The organism is Micromonospora sp. NPDC000442 (assembly GCF_042898635.1).
Taxonomy (GTDB): Bacteria; Actinomycetota; Actinomycetes; order Mycobacteriales; family Micromonosporaceae; genus Micromonospora.
The window spans coordinates 1-18,882 of the sequence record NZ_JBIAYZ010000034.1 but is presented as its reverse complement, the minus strand read 5'-3'; the positions used below and the strand labels follow the sequence as shown (position 1 = coordinate 18,882).

Below are 18,882 nucleotides of genomic sequence, written 5' to 3'. Positions count from 1 at the left end.
CTCCGGTAACGGCTGGTGGAGCGGCCTCCGGCAAGCGCAAGAAACGCGGCATGGGCCGCAAGTTCGGCCCACCGGTCCATGACGACCTCGTGCAACGCGACTTCACCGCCGAGGGCAGAGGCTGTCGGGGCGGAGTTGACCCACCGCGATCATCGCCCGAGTGCCTGGCGCATTCCGCTACGAGATGCGAGGGGGAAGCGCAACAGTTTCACCCGCCACATCGATCGCGACCTTGCCGCGGAGTGCATACGACCTCCTGTTCTCCAGGAGCTCATGAGCCTCGCCCATTCGAGCGAGCGGAAGAGTCGCGCCAATGATCGGCTCAACGAGACTGCGCTCGACCAGCGTGGTGAGCGCGTCCAGCTTTTCTCGGTTCTGTCGAGTGAAGACGAAGTGATAGGTGGCGTTCCTGCCCCACGCCTCGATGAGGTTCTGCGGGTGCGCGATGTCGACGATGCTGACGAGGCGTCCGAAGTCGGCAAGCGTCAGCGGGCTTCTCGTGAGCGTCTCGCCACCGATCGTGTCGAAGACGACATCGACCCCCTTGCCTCGCGTCATCTCGGCCACGGCCTCGACGTAGTCCGTCGAAGTGAAGTCGATCGCCGCATCCGCCCCGAGAGAGCGCACGAACTCATGGTCGGCGGCTTTCGCGGTGGTGATCACTCGTGCGCCCATCGCCTTCGCGATCTGGATCGCGATCGTGCCGACACCGCCCGCGCCTGCATGGATGAGGATCGTCTCCCCCACGATGAGTTGAGCTCGCGTCACCAGGGCCTCCCAGACAGTTCCGCCGACGAGGGTCAGGCTCGCCGCCTCCAGGTGCGTGAGGTTTTCCGGCTTCCGACCGACGAGGTCGACGTCGGCGACGTGCTGCTCGGCGTAGGAGCCGGGGCCGCCAAAGATCCGGGGCGTGTAGTACACCGCATCACCGACGCGGAACTCGCTCACGTGGGATCCGACTTCCTCGACCACGCCGGAGATGTCGTGCCCGATGATCGCCGGGAGCGGCACATAATCCGCGTAGTCTCCGCGACGGATCTGAAAGTCGAGCGGGTTGACGGCCGTCGCATGGACGCGCACCCGTACCTGGCGGGATTCGACTCGCGGTACGGAGACGTCGCGCAGCTCGAAAGCATCGGCCCCTCCGAAACGAGCGAGCACAACGGCTTTCATCGAATCAGTCATATCGATGTTCCTCGTCGTGGTTCTGAGCGCGCGACGCGCCGGGACGGGCGCTTCTTTCTCAGTGTCAGCCGCACGATCCACACACTCCAGTGGTGACAATGCCAAAATCGGCGCCAGGTGGGGCGCCGTTGCGAAAGGTCACATCGCGGATCAATTCAGCCGGTTCTCGATCGCCATTCAAGGCGGGCCCATTCCGGCAGGTTAGCAGGTTGGGCGTGGGTGGTGGGCAGAGACGCCACCAGATAGACCGTCTCTCGGGTGCGTTTGCCAGCGATTACGCGGGACAAGTCTATCGCCGCCCCGGGACATCCGCTCGCGTCACGAACAGGGGGTACTGACCGGCTCACCGCTGGCGGTCGATCTCCACCCAAGTCAGTCTGTCGAGCGCCGACTGCACCTCGAGAAGCGGGGTGTGTGGCACACAGTACCCGGCAGGGCCGGGCGTGCGGAGCCGCGCCGGCAGGCGCTGAGGTACCTGGTTGGGTTGCTGTCGCCGCTGGCGAGCAGGAACGGCTGGACCCTGACCGAGGCCGCCGGTGACATGTTGTTCGCGGCGACCTGTTTGCCCATGTGACCGAGCACCTCGGCCATGACGACCGAGTGCTGATCGTCGACGAGACCGGCTGCCTGAAGAAGGCGATCAAGTCGGCTGGGGTGCCGCGTCAGTACTCCGGGACGGCCGGGCGGACGGAGAACTGCCAGCTCGGGGGTGTTCCTCGCCTACCCGAGCCTGGCGGGGCGCACGTTGATCGACCGGCAGTTGTATCTGCCCCGCCGCTGGTGCGACGATCCGCCCGCCGCGAGGCTCCACCTCCACCAGGTGCGGCTGAAGTACTAATGCCCATTTGGTTCAGCAGCTGCCGGGCTGCGGTGAGCAGCTCGGGTCTAACTCGCGCCTGAACGCATGGACCTGGCACCTCCGAATGCCGAGACTGCGAATGCGCACACGCCCTCCTCGGTCGGCCGTATGGTGACCGAGAGACTGCTGTCGGGTCATCTTCCATGCTGGGGTGGAGTCGGTCGCGATGCGAGAAATTAGCGACGATTTTCTTGTGACTATGGCACAAGTTGCTGGCACGCTCGTCGGCACATTCCTCATTGGAATCTTTTTCTACCTCGACTCCGACCTGCACAAGACCCGCCGGGGCGCAGCTGCGGCCGACCGTTACCTCCGCTCTGGAGTGCGGTGGGTCTTCTTGGTCTTGGCCGTGCCGCTCATCGTGTCCCTCACACTCGCCGGCCTGGAGCCGATATGGGGTGCTCTTACTTTCATCGCGCTCTCGGTCCTGCTGGTTGCCTCAACTGCCGACACGACCTACCGTGTAGTCGCCCGCGGCAGCTCAGCCATCTCGACGGCGTTCGTTGTCAACGAAGTCACCTCCACGGCAGCGGTCGTCGTCCTTGTCACGCTGCCCTGGGTGCTTGGTGGCTGGGTGCCACCGCCATCTGCCTTCGTGCCCTCGCTTCTGCTGGCCTTGGGATCTGGCTTCTTCAGCACCGTGGCGCTCGTCATGACTCTCTTCGGGCCGGCCCGGCAAGACGACACCCCTGCGTAGCACCGGCCCGTGCGCCCGGCCACGCTTCCGCGACGACGACCGGTTGTCCCTCCGGCGGGCGATGTACGGCGTTACCGCTTCTGCGCTCGGTACTTCCGGAGCAGCGCCGTGATCTTGGCGTAGTCACGGGCGCCATTCAGCTCATTGAGCAACTCGTCTGGGCAGAGCTCATATAGGTCGCCCCACCACTGGCAGGCCCGGTTGTCCCAGATCCGGTAGCCGCCGTCAGCGCCTCTCGCCACGTACCTTCGCCTCGCCATCGGCGGCAAGGTAGCAATGTCGTCAGCGGACAGCATGCGGTTTGCGGCTACTGTATCCAACTCGGAACGCTCCGCTGCCACCGACAGTGCACGTTCGTGAGGGCCAACGAGCGCCGCGGTGCCGCGCGGACCGAGTGGTGCCGGGCGGCCGATTCGGCGATTGCCGCCTGCGCCCCTCGTCTGATCGGTCGGTTCGTGCAGCTGTCAATCAGAGCGCCACGCAACGACGCTGCGGAAATGTCGTTGGCTTGTCCCGCCGGTGTTCTTTGACGTGCCGCCTCCACCCGGACGACATCGAGGACCCGCAGGATGCTCGCCTTGTCGTCCACGCCCACGGTCCCGCGAACCTCGGCGAGGGCAGCCCGCAGCTCACCTTCGTGCTTGGCTTGCTGGTCGTGCAGCTTCAGCCACACATGCTTTGGCGCTCCGAACTGGCAGCTGACGCGTGCTCGAGCAGGTCGCGGGCTACAGTAGCGTCGGCCGTGCTCAGATAACTTGCCGGCACGGTGCGACCGGTCGAGATCTCAGTAGCTTCCACTGACGCGAACTGTCGCCACGGGTGCGAGTCTGGTGACCCGACGATGACTGACGGCGATTCGGATCGCCAGACTTCATCCCCGAAATAACCTGAAACTATGCGACACCATGTCGCACAACCAATTTGGCCACTGAGTCGCCCTCAGGCCAGACCACGAGAGGACGATCATGCCTACCCTCAGCCACACGATCGACATCGCCGCGCCCGCGGATCGCGTATGGGCGATCCTCACCGACGCCGCTGCGTACCCGGAATGGAACCCATTCATCACGAACCTTGATGGCAGCCTGACCCGTGGATCTCGGCTGGCGGTGACCATCGCACTTCCCGGGGCTAAGCCGCGCCGCTTCACTCCCACCGTCACCGCCGTCGAGCCCGAGCGGCGGCTCGCGTGGCTCGGCCGTTTGCTCATCCCAGGCATCTTCGACGGCGCGCACTCCTTCGACATCGAACCGCTCACCACCGACTCGACCCGGTTCACCCAGTCAGAACGCTTCTCCGGACTGCTCGTGATGATGATGCCCGGCGTGTTGCGCTCAACCGAGTCAGGCTTCGCGGCAATGAATACGGCCCTCGCCGCGCGGGCAGAGGCATGACGCCGTGTACGCGGCCCCGAACGCGATGAGTGGGGGGCATCCTTCACATTCACGACCATATTTCCTCCCTCGGATCTCATCCCCGATACGGGCCGACCGGGCACGCCGGTCCGATCAGAGATCGCTTGCGACGTGTCCGGCGAGCAGTTGCGTCTCCCAGCGCGTCGCGCAGTTCGACCATCGGCCGTACCACCGGTTACCGCCACTCGTGTTCGCGGGGGTAACGCGGCGATCGTGCGGTCACACTGCTGGCCTCACCGAGCAGGGCTCCGGTCGTGCCACCGCAACGGGTTGTCCTCCAGTGCGGAGCGGTCCCAGTGCCCGAGGTTCGCGGCGGCTTCGTAGGTGCTCTGGAGGAACTCGGCGACCGCGCGGTCGGGGTCCGGTGCGGTGCGGGCGACCTCGTAGGGCAGCAGGAACTGCTTGAACTCGGTGCTGAAGTACGCGCCGTCGGGGCCGACGTGCTGCTCGGCGAATCCGTCTGGTTCGGGATAGGCGTAGGAGTAGAAGGCGCCCTCCTCGCCGCCGCCGGGCCAGAACCCGCAGCTGGACAGTTCCCGGGAGTAGCCCTCGACCATGACCCAGTCCCCGCAGTTGGGCACACCACCGGGGTGCGGTGGGGCCGACCGGCCGGAGAAACGGGTGCAGGCGAGGTCCATCCCACCCCAGAAGAAATGCACCGGACTGACCTTGCCCACGTAGTGCGACCGGAACTCACCGATCACCCGGTTAGCCTGCAACAGCTGTCGCCAGAACAGCACGGCGGCCTCACCGTCATAGGAGGCGTGTTCGTGGTCCTCGGCGAACGGGATCGCCGGATCGACCTCGTTGGGGCGCGCCCGGATCGGTGCCTCGATCCCGAGCTCGCCGAGCATGGCCATGACCCGCGAGTAGAACTCGGCGACCGGCATCGGCCGCAGCGGGAGGCTCCGCGCGCCACCGTCGCTGCTACGGACGTCGAGCCGATGACCGAGGAAGTCGAACTCGATCTCGAAAGCCCCCGTGCCGTACGGGATGGCCGACGTCGTCAACCCACGCGGGCTCACGTACAGGGTCACCTGCCACCAGTGATTGACAAACGGAGCATGCGCCATGCGGATCTTGCCCACGATCTGCGTCCACATGTGCAGGGTCTCGCGGGTATCGGTCCAGTCCGAGACCCGCAGACTCGGCCAACTCATCATCGCCAGACTTGTCATCACTACTCACATCCTTGGCCCTGTCACGACAAGGTGACGGTCGTCATGGTCGTGTCCCGCAGCCGGTAACTTCCAGGGGGACCACCGGTCTGCTGATCGACGATCTTTTCTGGTCAGCGGTACTCCGGGTTGGCGGCATCCGGATGAACTCCGGCATCCCAGGCCGTGCGCTGGTTGCCGTAGGCCGGGAACCCACCGGCACGACGCATCATCGACGCGAGATGCAGCAGGTTGTAGGTCATGAACGCAGTATTGCGGTTGGTGAAGTCGTTCTCCGGCCCACCCGAACCCTCGTCAAGGTAAGACGGCCCCGGACCCACCTCACCGAGCCAACCCGCATCGGCCTGCGGCGGAACAGTGAAACCGATGTGCTGCAAGCTGTAGAGGATACTCATCGCACAATGCTTCAGACCGTCCTCGTTGCCGGTGAGCAGACAGCCACCAACCCGCCCGTAGTAGGCATACTGCCCCTGCTCGTTGAGCACACCGGAGTAACCGTAGAGCCGCTCGATCACCCGACGGGTCACCGAACTGTTGTCACCGAGCCAGATCGGCCCCGCGATGACCAGAATGTCAGCCGCCAGCACCCGGGCCAGCAACGCGGGCCATTCGTCGGTATCCCACCCATACTCAGTCATATCAGGTCGCACACCGGTAGCGATGTCATGGTCGACCGCGCGAATCTGGTCCACACTCACCCCGTTCGCCTCCATGATCGCCACACTGCGGTCGACCACCCCCTGAGTGTGACTACGGCCAGGGGAACGGCTGAGGGTGCAGTTGATGTACAACGCGCGCAGCCCAGTGAAATCGGGCTTCTCGATCCCCGTCGCGGTCATGGGGTCCTTTCCTTTCGCAAGTGATCAATGAAATCGATGACCGTGAGTCGGCCACCGTCGCCGGGATCCGGGTCCGGGATCATCGTCTCCGGATCTACGAGATAGACCTCGTGACCGTCGAGCGTGAGCCGACGGGCGAGTTCCAGGAGCATTCGTCGGGCCACATCGTCGATGGAGTGCACAAGCGAGACGTCGAGAACCACTCGGGGCTCCGAAGGGGAACTCTCCACGAACTCGCGAACGATCCGCTCGGCTCCCGCGAAGCGGATTCCGCCCTGCAGCCGGAGAACCCGGGTCGCGTCCGCTCCGCCGCCCAGTACCCGATTGGAACGCACGATCGCGCGCGCCGCGGGAGGAACCTCCATCACATGCAGCCCCATGTCGGACGAGAACCGCTCGAACAGCGACACTCCGCGCACGCTGTTGCCGTGCCGGTCCAACCGAGGCGAGAAGGTGGCGATACCGAGCTGACCAGGGAGCGCACCGATCAGTCCCCCGGCCACACCGCTCTTCGCCGGGATGCCGACCTGTGTGGCCCAGTCGCCGGCGGCGTCATACATTCCGCAGGTGGCCATGACGCTCAGGACCTGGCGCACCACTGCCCCGTCCACCACCTGCTCGTTCGACAGGGGATTCACCCCGCGGTTGGCCAGCGTCGCCGCCATCATCGCCAGATCCCGGGTGGTCACGAGCACCGAGCACTGACGGATGTAGCCATCGACGACGGCCCTCGGGTCCTCGGTGAGGATGCCGTGGCTGCGGAGCATGTGCGCGATGGCGAGGTTGCGGTGCGCGCTCTCCATCTCGGATGCGCACACCGTCTCATCGACCGTCAGCTGGCGGCCCGCGAACGCCGAAAGCCCCTGAACGACGCGGTCGACCCGCTCGACGGGCTTCAGGTTCTCCCGTCCGGCCAGTGAGTGAGCGGTGATCGCGCCGGCGTTGATCATCGGATTGCGGGGACGCCCCGTGTCGCTTTCGAGGGAGATCTCGTTGAACGCCTCCCCGGACGGCTCGACCCCGACCTTGGGGAGCACCCGATCGAAGCCGCGATCGGAGAGCGCCATCGCGTACACGAAAGGCTTCGAGATCGACTGGATCGTGAACGCGGCATCGACGTCGCCGGCACCGTGGACCGTGCCGTCGACGGTGACGAAGACCGCTGCGAGACGCTCAGGATCAGCTGTCGCGAGCTCCGGAATGTACCCCGCCGGCTCCCCGGAGGTGTCCGATTCGACATCTCCAAGCACCTCGGTCAGATAGTCGGGAACGATTGACCGCATCTGTCCTCCTCAAGTTCTCGCGGAGGCAGTGTCCGCGGGGCCTCGCGCGCCACCAGCCCGGCAGGCCGCGGTCAGGGTTCGCAACTCGGCGGCCTCGACATTCGCACCGAATGCAGCAGTCCCAGGCTCGAGACGGGCGCCGGCCGAAAGGGAGCCGATCGCAACGGCGTCGAATCCGAAGGCGTTGATCAGCTGTGACACCGAGGCAACGTCCTCGCAAGAGTCGCCGGCGACCGCGATCGCCTTGCGCCCGGACTGCCCTGCCGGACGAGCCTCGTCCTCGAGATCGTGATAGCCCATGTGGTTCAGGGCCTTCACGACACGCGTGCCGCTCAGGTACCGCTGCACGGCATCGCTCGACGACACACCGGACGGGACGACCGTGTCGCGGGGGCCGTCAACCTCCCACCAGTAGTTCATCGCATCCACCACGAGCTTTCCCCTCAGCTCGTCTGCCGGGAGCTCGCGGTGCTTGCCGAGCGGCAGCGCGAGGATTACCACGTCCGCGGCCGCCGCGACCTCGGTCGGCCACCCGGCAGTGGCGCCGGGGGTCAGCACCTCGGTGGTCAAGGCGATCCTCGCAGGATCTCCGGAGCCGGAGATAAGGACGCGGTAGCCTGCGGTGACGGCCAGGCGGGCCAGGACGGTGCCGACCTTCCCGGCGCCCAGGATGCCGATGGTGGTGACCTGGGAGGTCATCGTGCCCCCCGCGCGGTGACCGTGGACTGCTCGGCCAGAAGCTCACGCACCCGCGGGATGACCTGCGTGCCGTACAGCTCGACCGACCGCATCCGGGCGGAGGCGGCGACCGTCCCGGCGGCGGAGTAGATCATGTCGAAACGGCCCACGTCCAACACCCGGATCGCGCGGGCGATCTTCGCCGCGACGGTCTCGACCGACCCGACGTACAGCGAGCCGTGCTCCACGTCGGCATCGAACTCCCGCTGCTGGAGCGGCGGCCAACCGCGCAACGCGCCGATCCGGTCGCGGATCTCCCGGTAGCCGGGGTAGAACAGCTCCCTGGCCTCCTCGTCGGTCACGGCGACGAAGCCGGGCGAGTGCATCCCGACCGGCGCAGCGGTCGTGCCGAGCTGCTGGTGCGCGCGTCGGTACAGGTCCACGTACGGAGCGAAGCGATCGGGTGCGCCACCGATGATGGCGAGCATGAGCCGGAACCCGTAGTGCGCCGTGCGGAGCACCGACTGCGGCGTACCGCCAACTCCCACCCAGGTGTTCAGACGTCCCGAGTCCGTCTTCGGGTAGACGTCCGCGTTCTGCAGGGCGGCGCGAGTGGTGCCCTTCCAGGTCACCGGTTTCTCGTCCAGGAGTCGGTGAAACAGGTCGATCTTCTCCTCGAACAGCACTTCGTAGTCCGTCAGGTCGTACCCGAACAGCGGGAACGACTCGGTAAACGACCCTCGCCCTAGGATCACCTCGGCGCGACCGTTGGAGAGCGCATCGACCGTGGCGAAGCGCTGGAACACCCGCACCGGATCATCCGAAGACAGCACCGTCACCCCCGACGCGAGCCGAATGCGCTCCGTGGCGGTCGCGATGCCGGCGAGCACCGTCTCCGGACTGGAGATCGCGTACTCCGGCCGGTGGTGCTCGCCCAATGCGACCACATCGATGCCGATCTGGTCGGCTAGGACAGCCTCGGCCACTGCCGCGCGGATCGCCTGCGCGTGCGACACGATCTCCCCCCGGTCATCACGGGGACGGTCTCCGAAACTGTCGATACCGAACTCGATCTGCGATGCATCCATCGCGGGCAACTCCTCTATGTGTCGGCCATCTCCCGCATGATCCGCACCGTGGTCGATGCTGATCCGGTTCTTCGCTGCCTCTCAACCTCGCGTTGCCGGCAAGGCGTACTCCTTGATCGCTTTCCCGCCGAACGTGGCGGCGCTTCGGCAATGCAGTTGGCCGAGGGTGTCGGCGCGCCGAAGGGCGGCGTCGGCGTGGAGCCTGCGGGTCGCGGGCCCGCAGGAGGTGTCCTTCGGCATTGTGCCGTCTACCAGGTACGCCGTGGTCACGTTCAGCGCGCACGCGTTGTCGCCGTACACGTAGACGCCGTGCCCGCTACCGTCGACGCTTACCAGCCGGGAGCGTTTGGCGAACTTCTCCCGGATCAGCTCACCACCTCGGTGCGGCGTGCCCGGGTCGCGTAGGTTCGGCACGATCAGCACGTTGCGCGGCCCCTTGTCGTTGATCCGTACCGGCGGTTCAGACGGCTCGTGCGCCCAGTACGCGCAGGGGGTGATGTTCGCGCTGGCCGCGCCGTACATCGGGTATCTCTTGCGGTCCTTGGCGACCGCGTGCCGGTAGGTGCGAACGTCCTCGGGCCAGTTGACGTCGTTGCAGGTCACGGCGAGGTACGCCGACAGGAAGTTGTCCCAGGGCAACACCTCCGCCGGCGTCGCGACACGGTCGCCCGCCCCGGTGACCGCCGCGTCCTCGCCGCGGAGCAGCGACTGCCAGTCCTGTGCCAGTGCCGGATAATTGACCTTCCCGTAGAGGGCCGCGAAGGTGGTGAACCGGAAGGCCGCCCCGTTGACGTAGCCCACCGGTGTCTCGTCCAGCCGTTCGGCGAGGCGGAAATAGGTCTTGCGTACCTGCGCCGGGGTACGGCCCAGGCCGTAGGCACCGTGCCGGGCCGCCGCCCAAGCGGCGAAGTCAGGAAACGTCTGTTCCACACCCAGGCCGAACCGGCGCTGCGCCGCATAGTCGAGGTGAGTGTCGCCGAGGTTGCTGTCGATCACGACGCGGTCGGTGGTGTCCGGAAACATCGACGCGTACGCGGCGCCCAGGGCCGACCCGTACGACGCACCGTAAAAGCTGGCCTTCTCCTCGCCGAGCGCCGCACGGATCGCGTTCAGGTCACGGGCCGTGTTCGCGGTCGTGATATGCCGCAGCCGACCCTCGGTGTCGTTGGCCACACACCATTCAGCGGCCGCCTTCGCGGTCCTCGCCCGCTCGATAACCGCCGCGTCGTCGACCGCGTACGGCGGAACGTTGCTGAAATAGTCCAGCTCGCCGGTGAAGCCGCAGCTCACCGGGGCCGAAAGCCCGCCCCCCCGAGGGTCCATGCCGATCAGATCGTAGCGCTCCGACACGCTGCTCGGCAGACCCAACCCGACCAGGTCAGCCGGCATCGCCAGTCCCGAGGCGCCCGGGCCTCCCGGATTGAGCAGGAGGATGCCACGGCGCTCAGCCGGCTTCGCACTTGCGATCCGCGACACCGCAATGTCGATTGCGACACCGTCGGGATCCCGGTAGTCCAGCGGCACCGACACCGTCGCACACTGCAACGTCGGCGAGACAATCGCGATCTCCTCGGGGCACACGCCCCATTCCACCCACGTCGCCGGACCATCGGCCTGCGCCGGTGCCGCCACCAGGGTCGCGGCGATGCCGGTGACGACGGTGACCGCCACGCTTCGACGCAACTTCATACCCCTGCCCTCGACTGCTGACGGTCGTTTCCTGACACTCCCGCGGCGGTGAGGTCGGCTGCGAACCCGCTCCTCTGCAGCCTGATCCCCGCCCTGGAACGCACCGCGCGCCGGTCCGCGGAGATCTTGCCGAAGACACGCACCGTGCCCGCCAACGTCATCCAGCGGCCCTCGATGACCTCGAGCGTCGAGGTCTTGCCAACCCCGTTGGCGCCGCGGAGTGCATAGGTCTCCGGGCGCGCGACCTGGAACGAAAGCTCCTCGACGGAGTGGAACTCGTCGTAGGGAGCGTCCAGTCGGGCGACTTCGATGACTTGGCTGACGGGCATCGCGGATCCTTTCGTCTCGGCACAAGGCTTCCGTCATTGGCGGCACCTTCGCGTCGGTAAAAGCCCCTTAGCTCTCGCCCTCAGCGCACTGCGACGCAGGCGAGCTGGTCGCTGTCGGTGCGAGCCCGCCGGTTCGGGCGGCCTGTACGCGGTTGACCAGCGATGAAAGCCGCGAGCTCGGGGCCTGTCTCGACCTGCGGCATCCGTTTCATCAACCGCTTCGCGTGGAGATCACGGCCTTCCCGTGGCGGCCTAGATCAGGAACAGTTGCAATTCCCATCGGTGACAGCTACCTACTCCGATTGGGTCCAACCTCAGCTCAGCATCGGGTGAGAGCGAAACTGACCGACCTCCTGGGCCGGCGCGCAGAGCGCGTCGAGACCGCCCGCGCCACCGAATTGGCTGCGGAGGAACAGGCGATCACGCAGGCGGCGGGGCCCGCCGCTGCCCGACGCCAGACCCAATCCTGGCTGCCTGGCGCGGCCGGCAGCCCGAAACCTCGGAGCTGCACGAGGCCAAAGTCAAAGAGCGCAGTCTTCTGGGATTCAGAGGATCGCCAGCGCGTCAGATGGGCGTGGGAAAGGTGCCGTCAGTGGCGAGCTCAAGCAGCAGGCGACGCGCGGTCGCGATGCTCACTACGTCCTCTTCCCCGTGCATGGTGGCGACGACGACGCCCTCGGCGGCTCGGCGCACGATCTGGATGCGCTCGTTGCTCAACCCATCGACGGCGAACTGCTCGCTCCACCACGCACTGTGCTTTTCCGCTACCGCGGCAACCGCGGGGATCGCGTGCAGACCGATCCAAATCGCCGCTGACGTGACGTCGTGCGCAGCTCCGGCATCCGAACGTCCAGCGCAGAGTGCGCGAACGTAGGCACGGAGCATCTTGCCGGGGTAGTTCTCCGACAGGTCGAGGTAGCTGAGGACCGTCTCCCGGAAACGTTCCTGAACGTCTTCCACCACGGCGATCACCAACTGGTCCCGACTGCCGAAGTGGTGAACCAAGCCGCTCTTCGACACACCGGCGACCGAGGCGACCTGATCCAGGGTGACCGCGGCGCCTCTGGCCAGAATCACCTGGGTCGCGGCATCGAGCACGGCCCGCCGCGTGCGCTCAGTGTTCCGCGTCCGTCGCTCCTCAGCCACCGGACCACCCATCATGAATCGCGCCAATACTGACCAGATGGTCTACAGTACCGTCCAAGCGTACCGCCGCTGGTAGCTGGTGGACCCTCCGGGTCAGTGCATGAATCCGACCATCGATGACCACGGATGAGCCGGTGGCGGTTTTGCGCACGTGTAGGCGCGATGGGATGCGCCTGCGTAGTTCCGCGTGGCTGGCGAGTCGGACGGTTCGGCCGCCGGAGCGCAGGGCATCGAGCGCGTCGAGCACTGATCGAGTACCTCCTGATCGAGGCTGCCGAAGCCCTCGTCGACGAAGGGGCTACCGAGTTGAGTGCCGCCCGCCTCGGCCTGGCTGCGCTGCGCCTTACCCGGACCTCTATGAGGGTTGCGTTCGTGTCTTCCGGTAGTGTCGCCGCGCTTTGAGTCGGTTACCGCAGGTTGCCATTGAGCACCAGCGGGCAGTGTTGGCGCGGCTTCGATCGAGTAGGAAGAGGCGGCACTCGGCGTTCGCGCAAGGCCGCAGGCGGCCGGGGGCGCTCTCGCGCAGGCTGGCCCAGGTGAGCACTGCCCGTACAACACACTGGTGATGCGCCGGGGCGCTGAGCCGCCAATCGAGGCGCGTCGCCGTCAAGTAAGGAGCTTGGCGTACGCCGACCAGGAGCGGTGCGAGGCAGTCGGCTGTCAGCTCACCGCGAGTCACGCCCTGCAGCAGAGAGCGGGCGGATCGTACAGCGTTCAGCTCCTCGAACGTGCCGGTGCCGCCAAGTTGCCGCAGCGTCGCACGCGCCGCCGTAGCGTCGCTGAAGAGATCCTGCGGCTTACCGTCGACGAGTGGCGTGCTGTTGAGGATGAGCAGGAGAAGTTCTTCGTCGGTCGATGCTGCCATCACGAGCCCTAACTGCCATCACCACCCTTGACGGGTTAGGAGTCTAGCAGTAGCGTATCTAACCAGTCTTACTGGCGATGGGGGTTAGGGATGCGGGTGTTCCACCGGTACGCCACAGTCGAGGGGCGGCAGCTGTTCTACCGGGAGGCAGGCGACGCTGACGCCCCTGCGGTGGTGCTGCTGCACGGCTACCCGACCAGCTCGTTCATGTTTCGTGAGCTCATTCCGAGGCTGGCCGACCGGTACCACGTGATCGCGCCGGATCACCTCGGCTTCGGCCAGTCGGACAGCCCGAGGGTCGAAGAGTTCGACTACAGCTTCGACGCCTTGGCGCGCCTCACCGCCGGGTTACTCGACCAGATCGGCGTCGACCGCTACGCCATCTACGTCCAGGACTACGGTGCACCGATCGGGTGGCGGCTCGCGCTCCAGCCGAGCGCTCCGGTGACCGCCATCATCACTCAAAACGGCAACGGCTACGAGGCCGGATTCGTGCCCGAGTTTTGGAAGCCGATCTGGGCGTACGGCGATGACCCGAATCCGCAGACGGAGGCCGCGCTGCGGCCTGCGCTCGGCCTCGACGCGATCATCTGGCAGTACACCCACGGCGTACCAGACCCCACTGTGGTCTCCCCGGACACATGGACCATCGACCACGCGCGGTTGCAGCGGCCAGGCAACGATGAGGTGCAGTTGCGGCTGTTCGGCGACTACCACACCAACCGTGAGCTCTACCCGCGGCTGCAGGAGTACCTCCGGACCAACCAGATACCCCTGCTCGCGGTGTGGGGCCGCAACGACGAGATTTTCCACCCGGACGGAGCGACGGCCTTCGGCCGCGATCTACCCAACGCCGAGATTCACCTCTGGGACGCCGGACACTTCCTGCTGGAAACCAACCTCGACGCCTTCACCGAACTCGCACGCGACTTTCTCAACCGGGTCCTACGCGCCAACTGAGGGGCTGCCTCGCTAACGGCTGCCGGCGGCGTGCTTTGTCGCGGCCGTGCGCGGCAACCCCACCGCTCCTCGCGGTAACCCGCGGAGGTGCGCACCCGCAGTACGTCCTCACGCATGCGTTGCCGCGAAGGGGCCTGGCCTCGGTCGGTGGCCACCTCGCGCAGCAGCTGCGTCAACCGGGTGTCGACGTCCTCGGCGATCTCGCGGGCCTGCTCGATTCGCTTCGATTCTCGGTCCTACCCACCGCGCCCGAATGCAACCCCCGCAGAGCGCTCCGTCGGGCGGTGGCGGCTTCTGACGAGGAGGGTTCCTTTCGGAAGTCACACCCACTGCCGCCCCGAGAAGTATTCTACTGGAAGTGGTGTAACTCGGTTATTCCGGTCAGCATGTCGGACTTCGACGCCATTGGCTGCCCTGGTGGGTCGAGCCGCGCCGTGGCAGCGACAGGTCGTGTCGCACGACTGGAGGGAGGCCGCGTCGCCATGCCCGACGCCATACGCACCGTCGATTTGCTGATCGACGGTAGGTGGGCACCCGCCCAATCGGGGCGAAGGACCACAAAAGTTCGTAATGTCGATAATAAGCCGTTGTCCGAGGTTGCCGCCGCCGGCCGTGCTGATGCGGCGGCTGCCGTTGATGCGGCAGCCGCCGCGAGGGCTACCTGGGGAACGTGGCCACCGGGGCAACGGCGCGAGGTGCTGCAGCGTGCCGCGGGTCTGCTGACCGAACGCGGCGACGACATCGTCGGGGCGATGTGCCAGGAGACCGGCGCGGTGCTCAGCTGGGGCCAGTTCAACCTGAAGCTCGCCACCGACATGCTCATCGAGGCGGCCGCGCAGACGTACGGCATCGTCGGCGACGTCGTCCCGTCCGACGTGCCCGGCATGACCGCGCTCGGCATCCGCCAGCCGGTAGGAGTGGTCGTCGGCCTTGCCCCGTGGAATGCGCCGCTGATCCTCGGCATGCGAGCCGTCGCGCTTCCGCTGGCATATGGCAACACGGTGGTGCTCAAAGCGAGCGAGGAGGCCCCGGCGACCCATGTGGCCATCGCCGCTGCCCTGCATGACGCCGGCATGCCGCCCGGCGCGATCAACGTGATCACGAACGCACCGGCCGACGCGGCGGACGTTGTCGACGAGTTGATCTGCCATCCGCAGACCCGCTGCATCAACTTCACCGGGTCGACGTCGGTCGGGCGCGTGATCGGCGAGAAGGCCGGCCGGCATCTGAAACGCACCGTCCTCGAACTCGGCGGCAAGGCGCCGATGCTGGTGCTGGCCGACGCGGACATCCCGGCGGCGGTACGCGCCGCCGTCGCCGGCTCCTTCATGAACCAGGGTCAGATCTGCATGTCGACCGAGCGGATTGTGGTGGAGCGCCAGGTCGCCGACGAGTTTCTCGACCAGCTGGTGACCCACGCCGGCAGGCTGGCCATGGGCGATCCGCATGAACCGTCGACCGAGCTCGGCCCACTGGTGAACCAGCGGGCCGTCGACCACGTCGCGTCGCTCATCGCCGACGCCCAGAACAATGGCGCCGAGGTGCTCATCGGGGGCCGAGCCGACGGCTTGTTCTACCCACCGACCGTACTGCGCGGCGTGACCCCGAAGATGCGGGTCTACAGTGAAGAGTCGTTCGGGCCGGTCGCTGCGGTGATCGAGGTGGATGGCGTCGACGAGGCCGTTGACGTCGCCAACGACACCGAGCTCGGTCTGGCCAGCGCGGTGTTCAGCCGCGACGTGGCCAACGCCTTGCAGGTGGCCCGCCGGATCGAAGCCGGGATCTGCCACATCAACGGGACCTCCGTCCACGACGAGCCGCAGATGCCATTCGGCGGCGTCAAGGCCAGCGGCTGGGGTCGGTTCGGTTCCCGGGCGGCACTCGCCGAGTTCACCGACCTGCGGTGGATCACCATCTCGCCGTTGGACCGGCAGTACCCGTTCGGGCCTCACGTCCCGTCCCTGTCCGGAATCTGAGGGGCGGCATGCGCAGCGGGTGATGCGGGCCCGACGGAGGGCTGGTCACGGTCATGCCGAGGTGGCACGCGAGGGAAGGATGATGATGCCAAGTGGGCGACCAACTGGCTGACGCACTCCAGATGCTGGAGCGTGGGAAGAGCCGTACCGTCAAGAGTATTCCGCCGGAGCCCACGGGCACCGTCCGCCTTGACGTGACAGAGTCGGCCGGCACCGTCGTGAAACAGTGGTTCGTCACCCTGGAGAGCGGGACTGCCCGGGTCCGCAGGCCAAATTCGGAAATCCCCCGGCCGGAGCCAGACGCCGTTCTGCGCACCGACAACGATACGTTCGACCGGCTGGTCAGGGGCGAGGAACGGTTCGTGCCGCTGTTCTTCCGCAACGCGCTTGTGGTCGAGGGCCACCTGGGACTGGTGCACATGCTCGCCACGGTGCTGTTCGCCGGACCGCCCACCGGCCATCACCCACGGGATTTCGTCCATGAGGAAGCCGGCTCCTAATGGTCGAGAAGACGCTCAGAATCCTGGACGGAAACACGTTCCTCCTCACGGATGTGCGTGGCGATGTCACCCCTTCCCCGGGTTCACCGGCTGGGCTCTTCTCGTTCGACACCCGCTTCCTGTCGACCTGGGTGCTGCGCGTCAACGGGGAGCGACTCAGCCCAATGTCCCGCAGCGATCTGCACTTCTTCGAGACCCGGTTCTTCCTCGTCCCCGGGGAGCCCACGCACTACGTGAACGCCAAGCTCTCGGTCATCCGTAAGCAGACCATTGGCATTTGTCTCGTCGAACGGATCGTAGTCCTCAACCACGACATCGAACCGGCGGACGTCTCCATCCGGATAGACGCGGACGCCGACTTCGCCGACATCTTCGAGGTCAAGGAGAATCAGCCAAAGCGCGGTAAGCGATCGGTGTGCCAGGAGGATGGGCGCCTCCATCTGCACTACGAGCGGGCGACGTTCTACCGGGACACCATCATCTCCAGTGATAGACCGGCCAAGGTGGACGACGGCGGCATGACCTTCGACATCCGTCTCGAACCGCACGGCCGCTGGGACGTCGAGCTCCAGGTGGAACCGATCATCAATCGGGGGGGCGGCGGTTCCGCTACCGTCTGGGAGGCGTACCGCCGGCGGAGCAGGCCACAGGTCCGCGAGGAGTTGGAACAATGGATCGACAACGCGCCGCGGCTCGCCTGCGACTTCGAACCCCTCGCCGCGGCGTACAAGCGCAGCCTGTACGACCTGGCCGCGATGCGTTACTCGTCGCTGACCGCGACTAGCCCGATCCCGACCGCCGGACTGCCGTGGTTCATGGCTCTCTTCGGCCGGGACAGCATCTTCATCAGCCTGCAGACGCTGCCGTTCGCGCCCACGCTGACCCCGCCCGTGCTGCGCCTGTTGGGGACGCTGCAGGGCAGCACCTTCGACGACTTCCGCGAGGAGGAGCCGGGCAAGATCCTGCACGAGTTCCGGTACGGCGAGTCGGCGGCATTCGAGGAACAGCCGCACACCCCCTACTACGGATCTGCGGACGCCAGCCCGCTGTTCGTCATCCTGCTCGACGAGTACGAGCGGTGGAGCGGCGACGTGGAAACCGTACGGCGTTTCGAACCGCAAGCCCGTGCCGCGCTCAACTGGATCGACGAGTACGGCGATCTGCTTGGCACCGGCTACATCTACTACCGGCGGCGCAACACCCGCAACGGCCTGATGAACCAGTGCTGGAAGGACTCCCGGGACTCGATCTCCTACCGGGACGGCCGGCTGCCCGCCCTGCCCAGGGCGACCTGCGAGCTACAGGGGTACGCCTACGACGCGAAGATTCGCGGGGCGCGGATGGCCCGCGAGTTCTGGAACGACCCCGAGTACGCCGACCGTTTGGAGTGCGGGGCAGCGCAACTGCGGGAACAGTTCAACCGCGATTTCTGGATCGAGGAGGAAGGGTACTACGCGCTTGCGCTCGACCCGGAGGGCAAGCCCGTTGACGCGCTCGCCTCCAACATGGGGCACCTGCTCTGGAGCGGCATTGTCGAGCCGGAGCGGGCACGCCGTGTGGCGGACCACCTCCTTGGGCCGAGCCTGTTCTCCGGTTGGGGCGTGCGTACCCTGTCCACCACCAACCTCCGATACAACCCCGTCGGCTACCACGTCGGTGCGGTCTGGCCGTTCGACAACTCGATCATCGCCTGGGGTCTGTGGCGCTACGGTTTCCGGGAGGAGGCCGCCCGGATCGCCGATGGCATGATCACTGCGTCCGGGTACTTCGACGGCCGGTTGCCCGAGGCATTCGCCGGCTACGAGCGGAGCCTGACCGGCTACCCGGTCGAGTACCCGGCGGCGTGCAGCCCTCAGGGCTGGTCGGCGGGGGCGCCGCTGCTCCTGCTTCGCACGATGCTGGGGCTCAGCCCGTACCCGGACCATCTGGCCGTCGATCCGTACCTGCCGCCGTCGGTGGGCCGGATCGAACTGCTCGACGTACCGGGGCGGTGGGGGCTTGCCGACGCGTTCGGTCGGCGCACCCGCCGCCACCGCGACGCCGACCACCACTCGGAGCCGGTCGCCCGACTTACCCACGGCGACTAGCTTGATCTTTAATCTGTGGTCGGTTTGTATCGACCCTGGCGGATCATGGCCGCAGCCCTTGGTTGATCATTCTTCTTGTCGAGGGAAGAGGATCAGGACCAAGGGCTG

At 66.5% G+C, this 18,882-nt stretch carries 17 protein-coding genes and 1 pseudogene; 7 read left to right on the top strand and 11 right to left on the bottom strand.

Annotation, left to right across the window (positions count from 1 at the left end; translation table 11 throughout):
• Positions 1–177: 177 nt before the first annotated feature.
• Positions 178–1,185, bottom strand: a complete 1,008-nt coding sequence (locus ACFY2A_RS29375) for a zinc-dependent alcohol dehydrogenase family protein (protein WP_387176446.1) — start codon at positions 1,183–1,185, stop codon at positions 178–180.
• Positions 1,186–1,576: 391 nt separating this feature from the next.
• On the opposite strand from ACFY2A_RS29375, the pseudogene ACFY2A_RS29370 reads away from it, so the two are divergent.
• Both ACFY2A_RS29370 and ACFY2A_RS29365 read left to right on the top strand, forming a co-directional pair.
• A pseudogene (locus tag ACFY2A_RS29370) lies at positions 1,577–1,990 on the top strand (transposase); the annotation flags it as partial.
• A 205-nt stretch (positions 1,991–2,195) separates the two neighbouring features.
• A complete protein-coding gene (locus ACFY2A_RS29365; RefSeq protein ID WP_387176444.1) occupies positions 2,196–2,741 on the top strand; it encodes a hypothetical protein in 546 nt (181 codons plus the stop codon).
• Positions 2,742–2,812: 71 nt separating this feature from the next.
• On the opposite strand, the gene ACFY2A_RS29360 is transcribed toward ACFY2A_RS29365, so the two are convergent.
• Positions 2,813–3,001, bottom strand: a complete 189-nt coding sequence (locus ACFY2A_RS29360; RefSeq protein ID WP_387176442.1) for a hypothetical protein — start codon at positions 2,999–3,001, stop codon at positions 2,813–2,815.
• Between the two features lie 705 nt (positions 3,002–3,706).
• Here ACFY2A_RS29360 and ACFY2A_RS29355 point away from each other — a divergent pair.
• The gene (locus tag ACFY2A_RS29355; RefSeq protein WP_387176440.1) at positions 3,707–4,135 is read left to right on the top strand and encodes an SRPBCC family protein; all 429 of its coding nucleotides are present in this window, start codon (positions 3,707–3,709) and stop codon (positions 4,133–4,135) included.
• 254 nt (positions 4,136–4,389) lie between these two features.
• On the opposite strand, the gene ACFY2A_RS29350 is transcribed toward ACFY2A_RS29355, so the two are convergent.
• The 9 genes from ACFY2A_RS29350 to ACFY2A_RS29310 form a co-directional block, all read right to left on the bottom strand.
• Positions 4,390–5,334: a DUF5996 family protein gene (locus tag ACFY2A_RS29350; RefSeq protein ID WP_387176438.1), complete on the bottom strand. Its 945-nt coding sequence runs from the start codon at positions 5,332–5,334 to the stop codon at positions 4,390–4,392.
• A 113-nt stretch (positions 5,335–5,447) separates the two neighbouring features.
• Entirely contained in the window at positions 5,448–6,173 is a 726-nt protein-coding gene (locus ACFY2A_RS29345) for a flavodoxin family protein (protein ID WP_387176435.1), read from the bottom strand.
• Positions 6,170–7,456 (bottom strand): glutaminase, encoded by a 1,287-nt coding sequence (locus tag ACFY2A_RS29340; protein WP_387176433.1) that lies wholly within the window; start codon positions 7,454–7,456, stop codon positions 6,170–6,172. The genes ACFY2A_RS29345 and ACFY2A_RS29340 overlap by 4 nt, the downstream gene beginning before the upstream one ends.
• Positions 7,457–7,465: 9 nt before the next feature.
• The gene (locus ACFY2A_RS29335) at positions 7,466–8,155 is read right to left on the bottom strand and encodes an NADPH-dependent F420 reductase (RefSeq protein ID WP_387176431.1); all 690 of its coding nucleotides are present in this window, start codon (positions 8,153–8,155) and stop codon (positions 7,466–7,468) included.
• Positions 8,152–9,222 (bottom strand): LLM class flavin-dependent oxidoreductase, encoded by a 1,071-nt coding sequence (locus tag ACFY2A_RS29330; protein WP_387176429.1) that lies wholly within the window; start codon positions 9,220–9,222, stop codon positions 8,152–8,154. Before ACFY2A_RS29330 ends, ACFY2A_RS29335 begins: the two co-directional genes overlap by 4 nt.
• 81 nt (positions 9,223–9,303) lie before the next feature.
• The gene (locus ACFY2A_RS29325) at positions 9,304–10,911 is read right to left on the bottom strand and encodes an alpha/beta hydrolase (protein WP_387176427.1); all 1,608 of its coding nucleotides are present in this window, start codon (positions 10,909–10,911) and stop codon (positions 9,304–9,306) included.
• Positions 10,908–11,240 (bottom strand): ATP-binding cassette domain-containing protein, encoded by a 333-nt coding sequence (locus ACFY2A_RS29320; protein WP_387176425.1) that lies wholly within the window; start codon positions 11,238–11,240, stop codon positions 10,908–10,910. The genes ACFY2A_RS29325 and ACFY2A_RS29320 overlap by 4 nt, the downstream gene beginning before the upstream one ends.
• A 564-nt stretch (positions 11,241–11,804) precedes the next feature.
• Entirely contained in the window at positions 11,805–12,386 is a 582-nt protein-coding gene (locus tag ACFY2A_RS29315; RefSeq protein WP_387176423.1) for a TetR/AcrR family transcriptional regulator, read from the bottom strand.
• Positions 12,387–12,741: 355 nt separating this feature from the next.
• A complete protein-coding gene (locus ACFY2A_RS29310) occupies positions 12,742–13,251 on the bottom strand; it encodes a CGNR zinc finger domain-containing protein (protein ID WP_387176421.1) in 510 nt (169 codons plus the stop codon).
• A 90-nt stretch (positions 13,252–13,341) separates the two neighbouring features.
• On the opposite strand from ACFY2A_RS29310, the gene ACFY2A_RS29305 reads away from it, so the two are divergent.
• The 4 genes from ACFY2A_RS29305 (at position 13,342) to ACFY2A_RS29290 (ending at position 18,774) form a co-directional block, all read left to right on the top strand.
• Positions 13,342–14,211, top strand: a complete 870-nt coding sequence (locus ACFY2A_RS29305; RefSeq protein WP_387176419.1) for an alpha/beta fold hydrolase — start codon at positions 13,342–13,344, stop codon at positions 14,209–14,211.
• Positions 14,212–14,246: 35 nt separating this feature from the next.
• Positions 14,247–16,187: an aldehyde dehydrogenase gene (locus ACFY2A_RS29300; protein WP_387176417.1), complete on the top strand. Its 1,941-nt coding sequence runs from the start codon at positions 14,247–14,249 to the stop codon at positions 16,185–16,187.
• A gap of 92 nt (positions 16,188–16,279) precedes the next feature.
• A complete protein-coding gene (locus ACFY2A_RS29295) occupies positions 16,280–16,687 on the top strand; it encodes an SCP2 sterol-binding domain-containing protein (RefSeq protein ID WP_387176415.1) in 408 nt (135 codons plus the stop codon).
• A complete protein-coding gene (locus ACFY2A_RS29290) occupies positions 16,687–18,774 on the top strand; it encodes a glycogen debranching N-terminal domain-containing protein (RefSeq protein ID WP_387176413.1) in 2,088 nt (695 codons plus the stop codon). Before ACFY2A_RS29295 ends, ACFY2A_RS29290 begins: the two co-directional genes overlap by 1 nt.
• Positions 18,775–18,882: the final 108 nt, after the last annotated feature.

Excerpts from the sequence above, each read along its gene's own strand:
- ACFY2A_RS29375 (WP_387176446.1), bottom strand. The coding sequence starts at position 1,185 with ATGACTGATTCGATGAAAGCCGTTGTGCTCGCTCGTTTCGGAGGGGCC.
- ACFY2A_RS29360 (WP_387176442.1), bottom strand. The coding sequence starts at position 3,001 with ATGGCGAGGCGAAGGTACGTGGCGAGAGGCGCTGACGGCGGCTACCGG.
- ACFY2A_RS29355 (WP_387176440.1), top strand. The coding sequence starts at position 3,707 with ATGCCTACCCTCAGCCACACGATCGACATCGCCGCGCCCGCGGATCGC.
- ACFY2A_RS29350 (WP_387176438.1), bottom strand. The coding sequence starts at position 5,334 with ATGACAAGTCTGGCGATGATGAGTTGGCCGAGTCTGCGGGTCTCGGAC.
- ACFY2A_RS29345 (WP_387176435.1), bottom strand. The coding sequence starts at position 6,173 with ATGACCGCGACGGGGATCGAGAAGCCCGATTTCACTGGGCTGCGCGCG.
- ACFY2A_RS29340 (WP_387176433.1), bottom strand. The coding sequence starts at position 7,456 with ATGCGGTCAATCGTTCCCGACTATCTGACCGAGGTGCTTGGAGATGTC.
- ACFY2A_RS29335 (WP_387176431.1), bottom strand. The coding sequence starts at position 8,155 with ATGACCTCCCAGGTCACCACCATCGGCATCCTGGGCGCCGGGAAGGTC.
- ACFY2A_RS29330 (WP_387176429.1), bottom strand. The coding sequence starts at position 9,222 with ATGGATGCATCGCAGATCGAGTTCGGTATCGACAGTTTCGGAGACCGT.
- ACFY2A_RS29325 (WP_387176427.1), bottom strand. The coding sequence starts at position 10,911 with ATGAAGTTGCGTCGAAGCGTGGCGGTCACCGTCGTCACCGGCATCGCC.
- ACFY2A_RS29320 (WP_387176425.1), bottom strand. The coding sequence starts at position 11,240 with ATGCCCGTCAGCCAAGTCATCGAAGTCGCCCGACTGGACGCTCCCTAC.
- ACFY2A_RS29310 (WP_387176421.1), bottom strand. The coding sequence starts at position 13,251 with ATGGCAGCATCGACCGACGAAGAACTTCTCCTGCTCATCCTCAACAGC.
- ACFY2A_RS29305 (WP_387176419.1), top strand. The coding sequence starts at position 13,342 with ATGCGGGTGTTCCACCGGTACGCCACAGTCGAGGGGCGGCAGCTGTTC.
- ACFY2A_RS29290 (WP_387176413.1), top strand. The coding sequence starts at position 16,687 with ATGGTCGAGAAGACGCTCAGAATCCTGGACGGAAACACGTTCCTCCTC.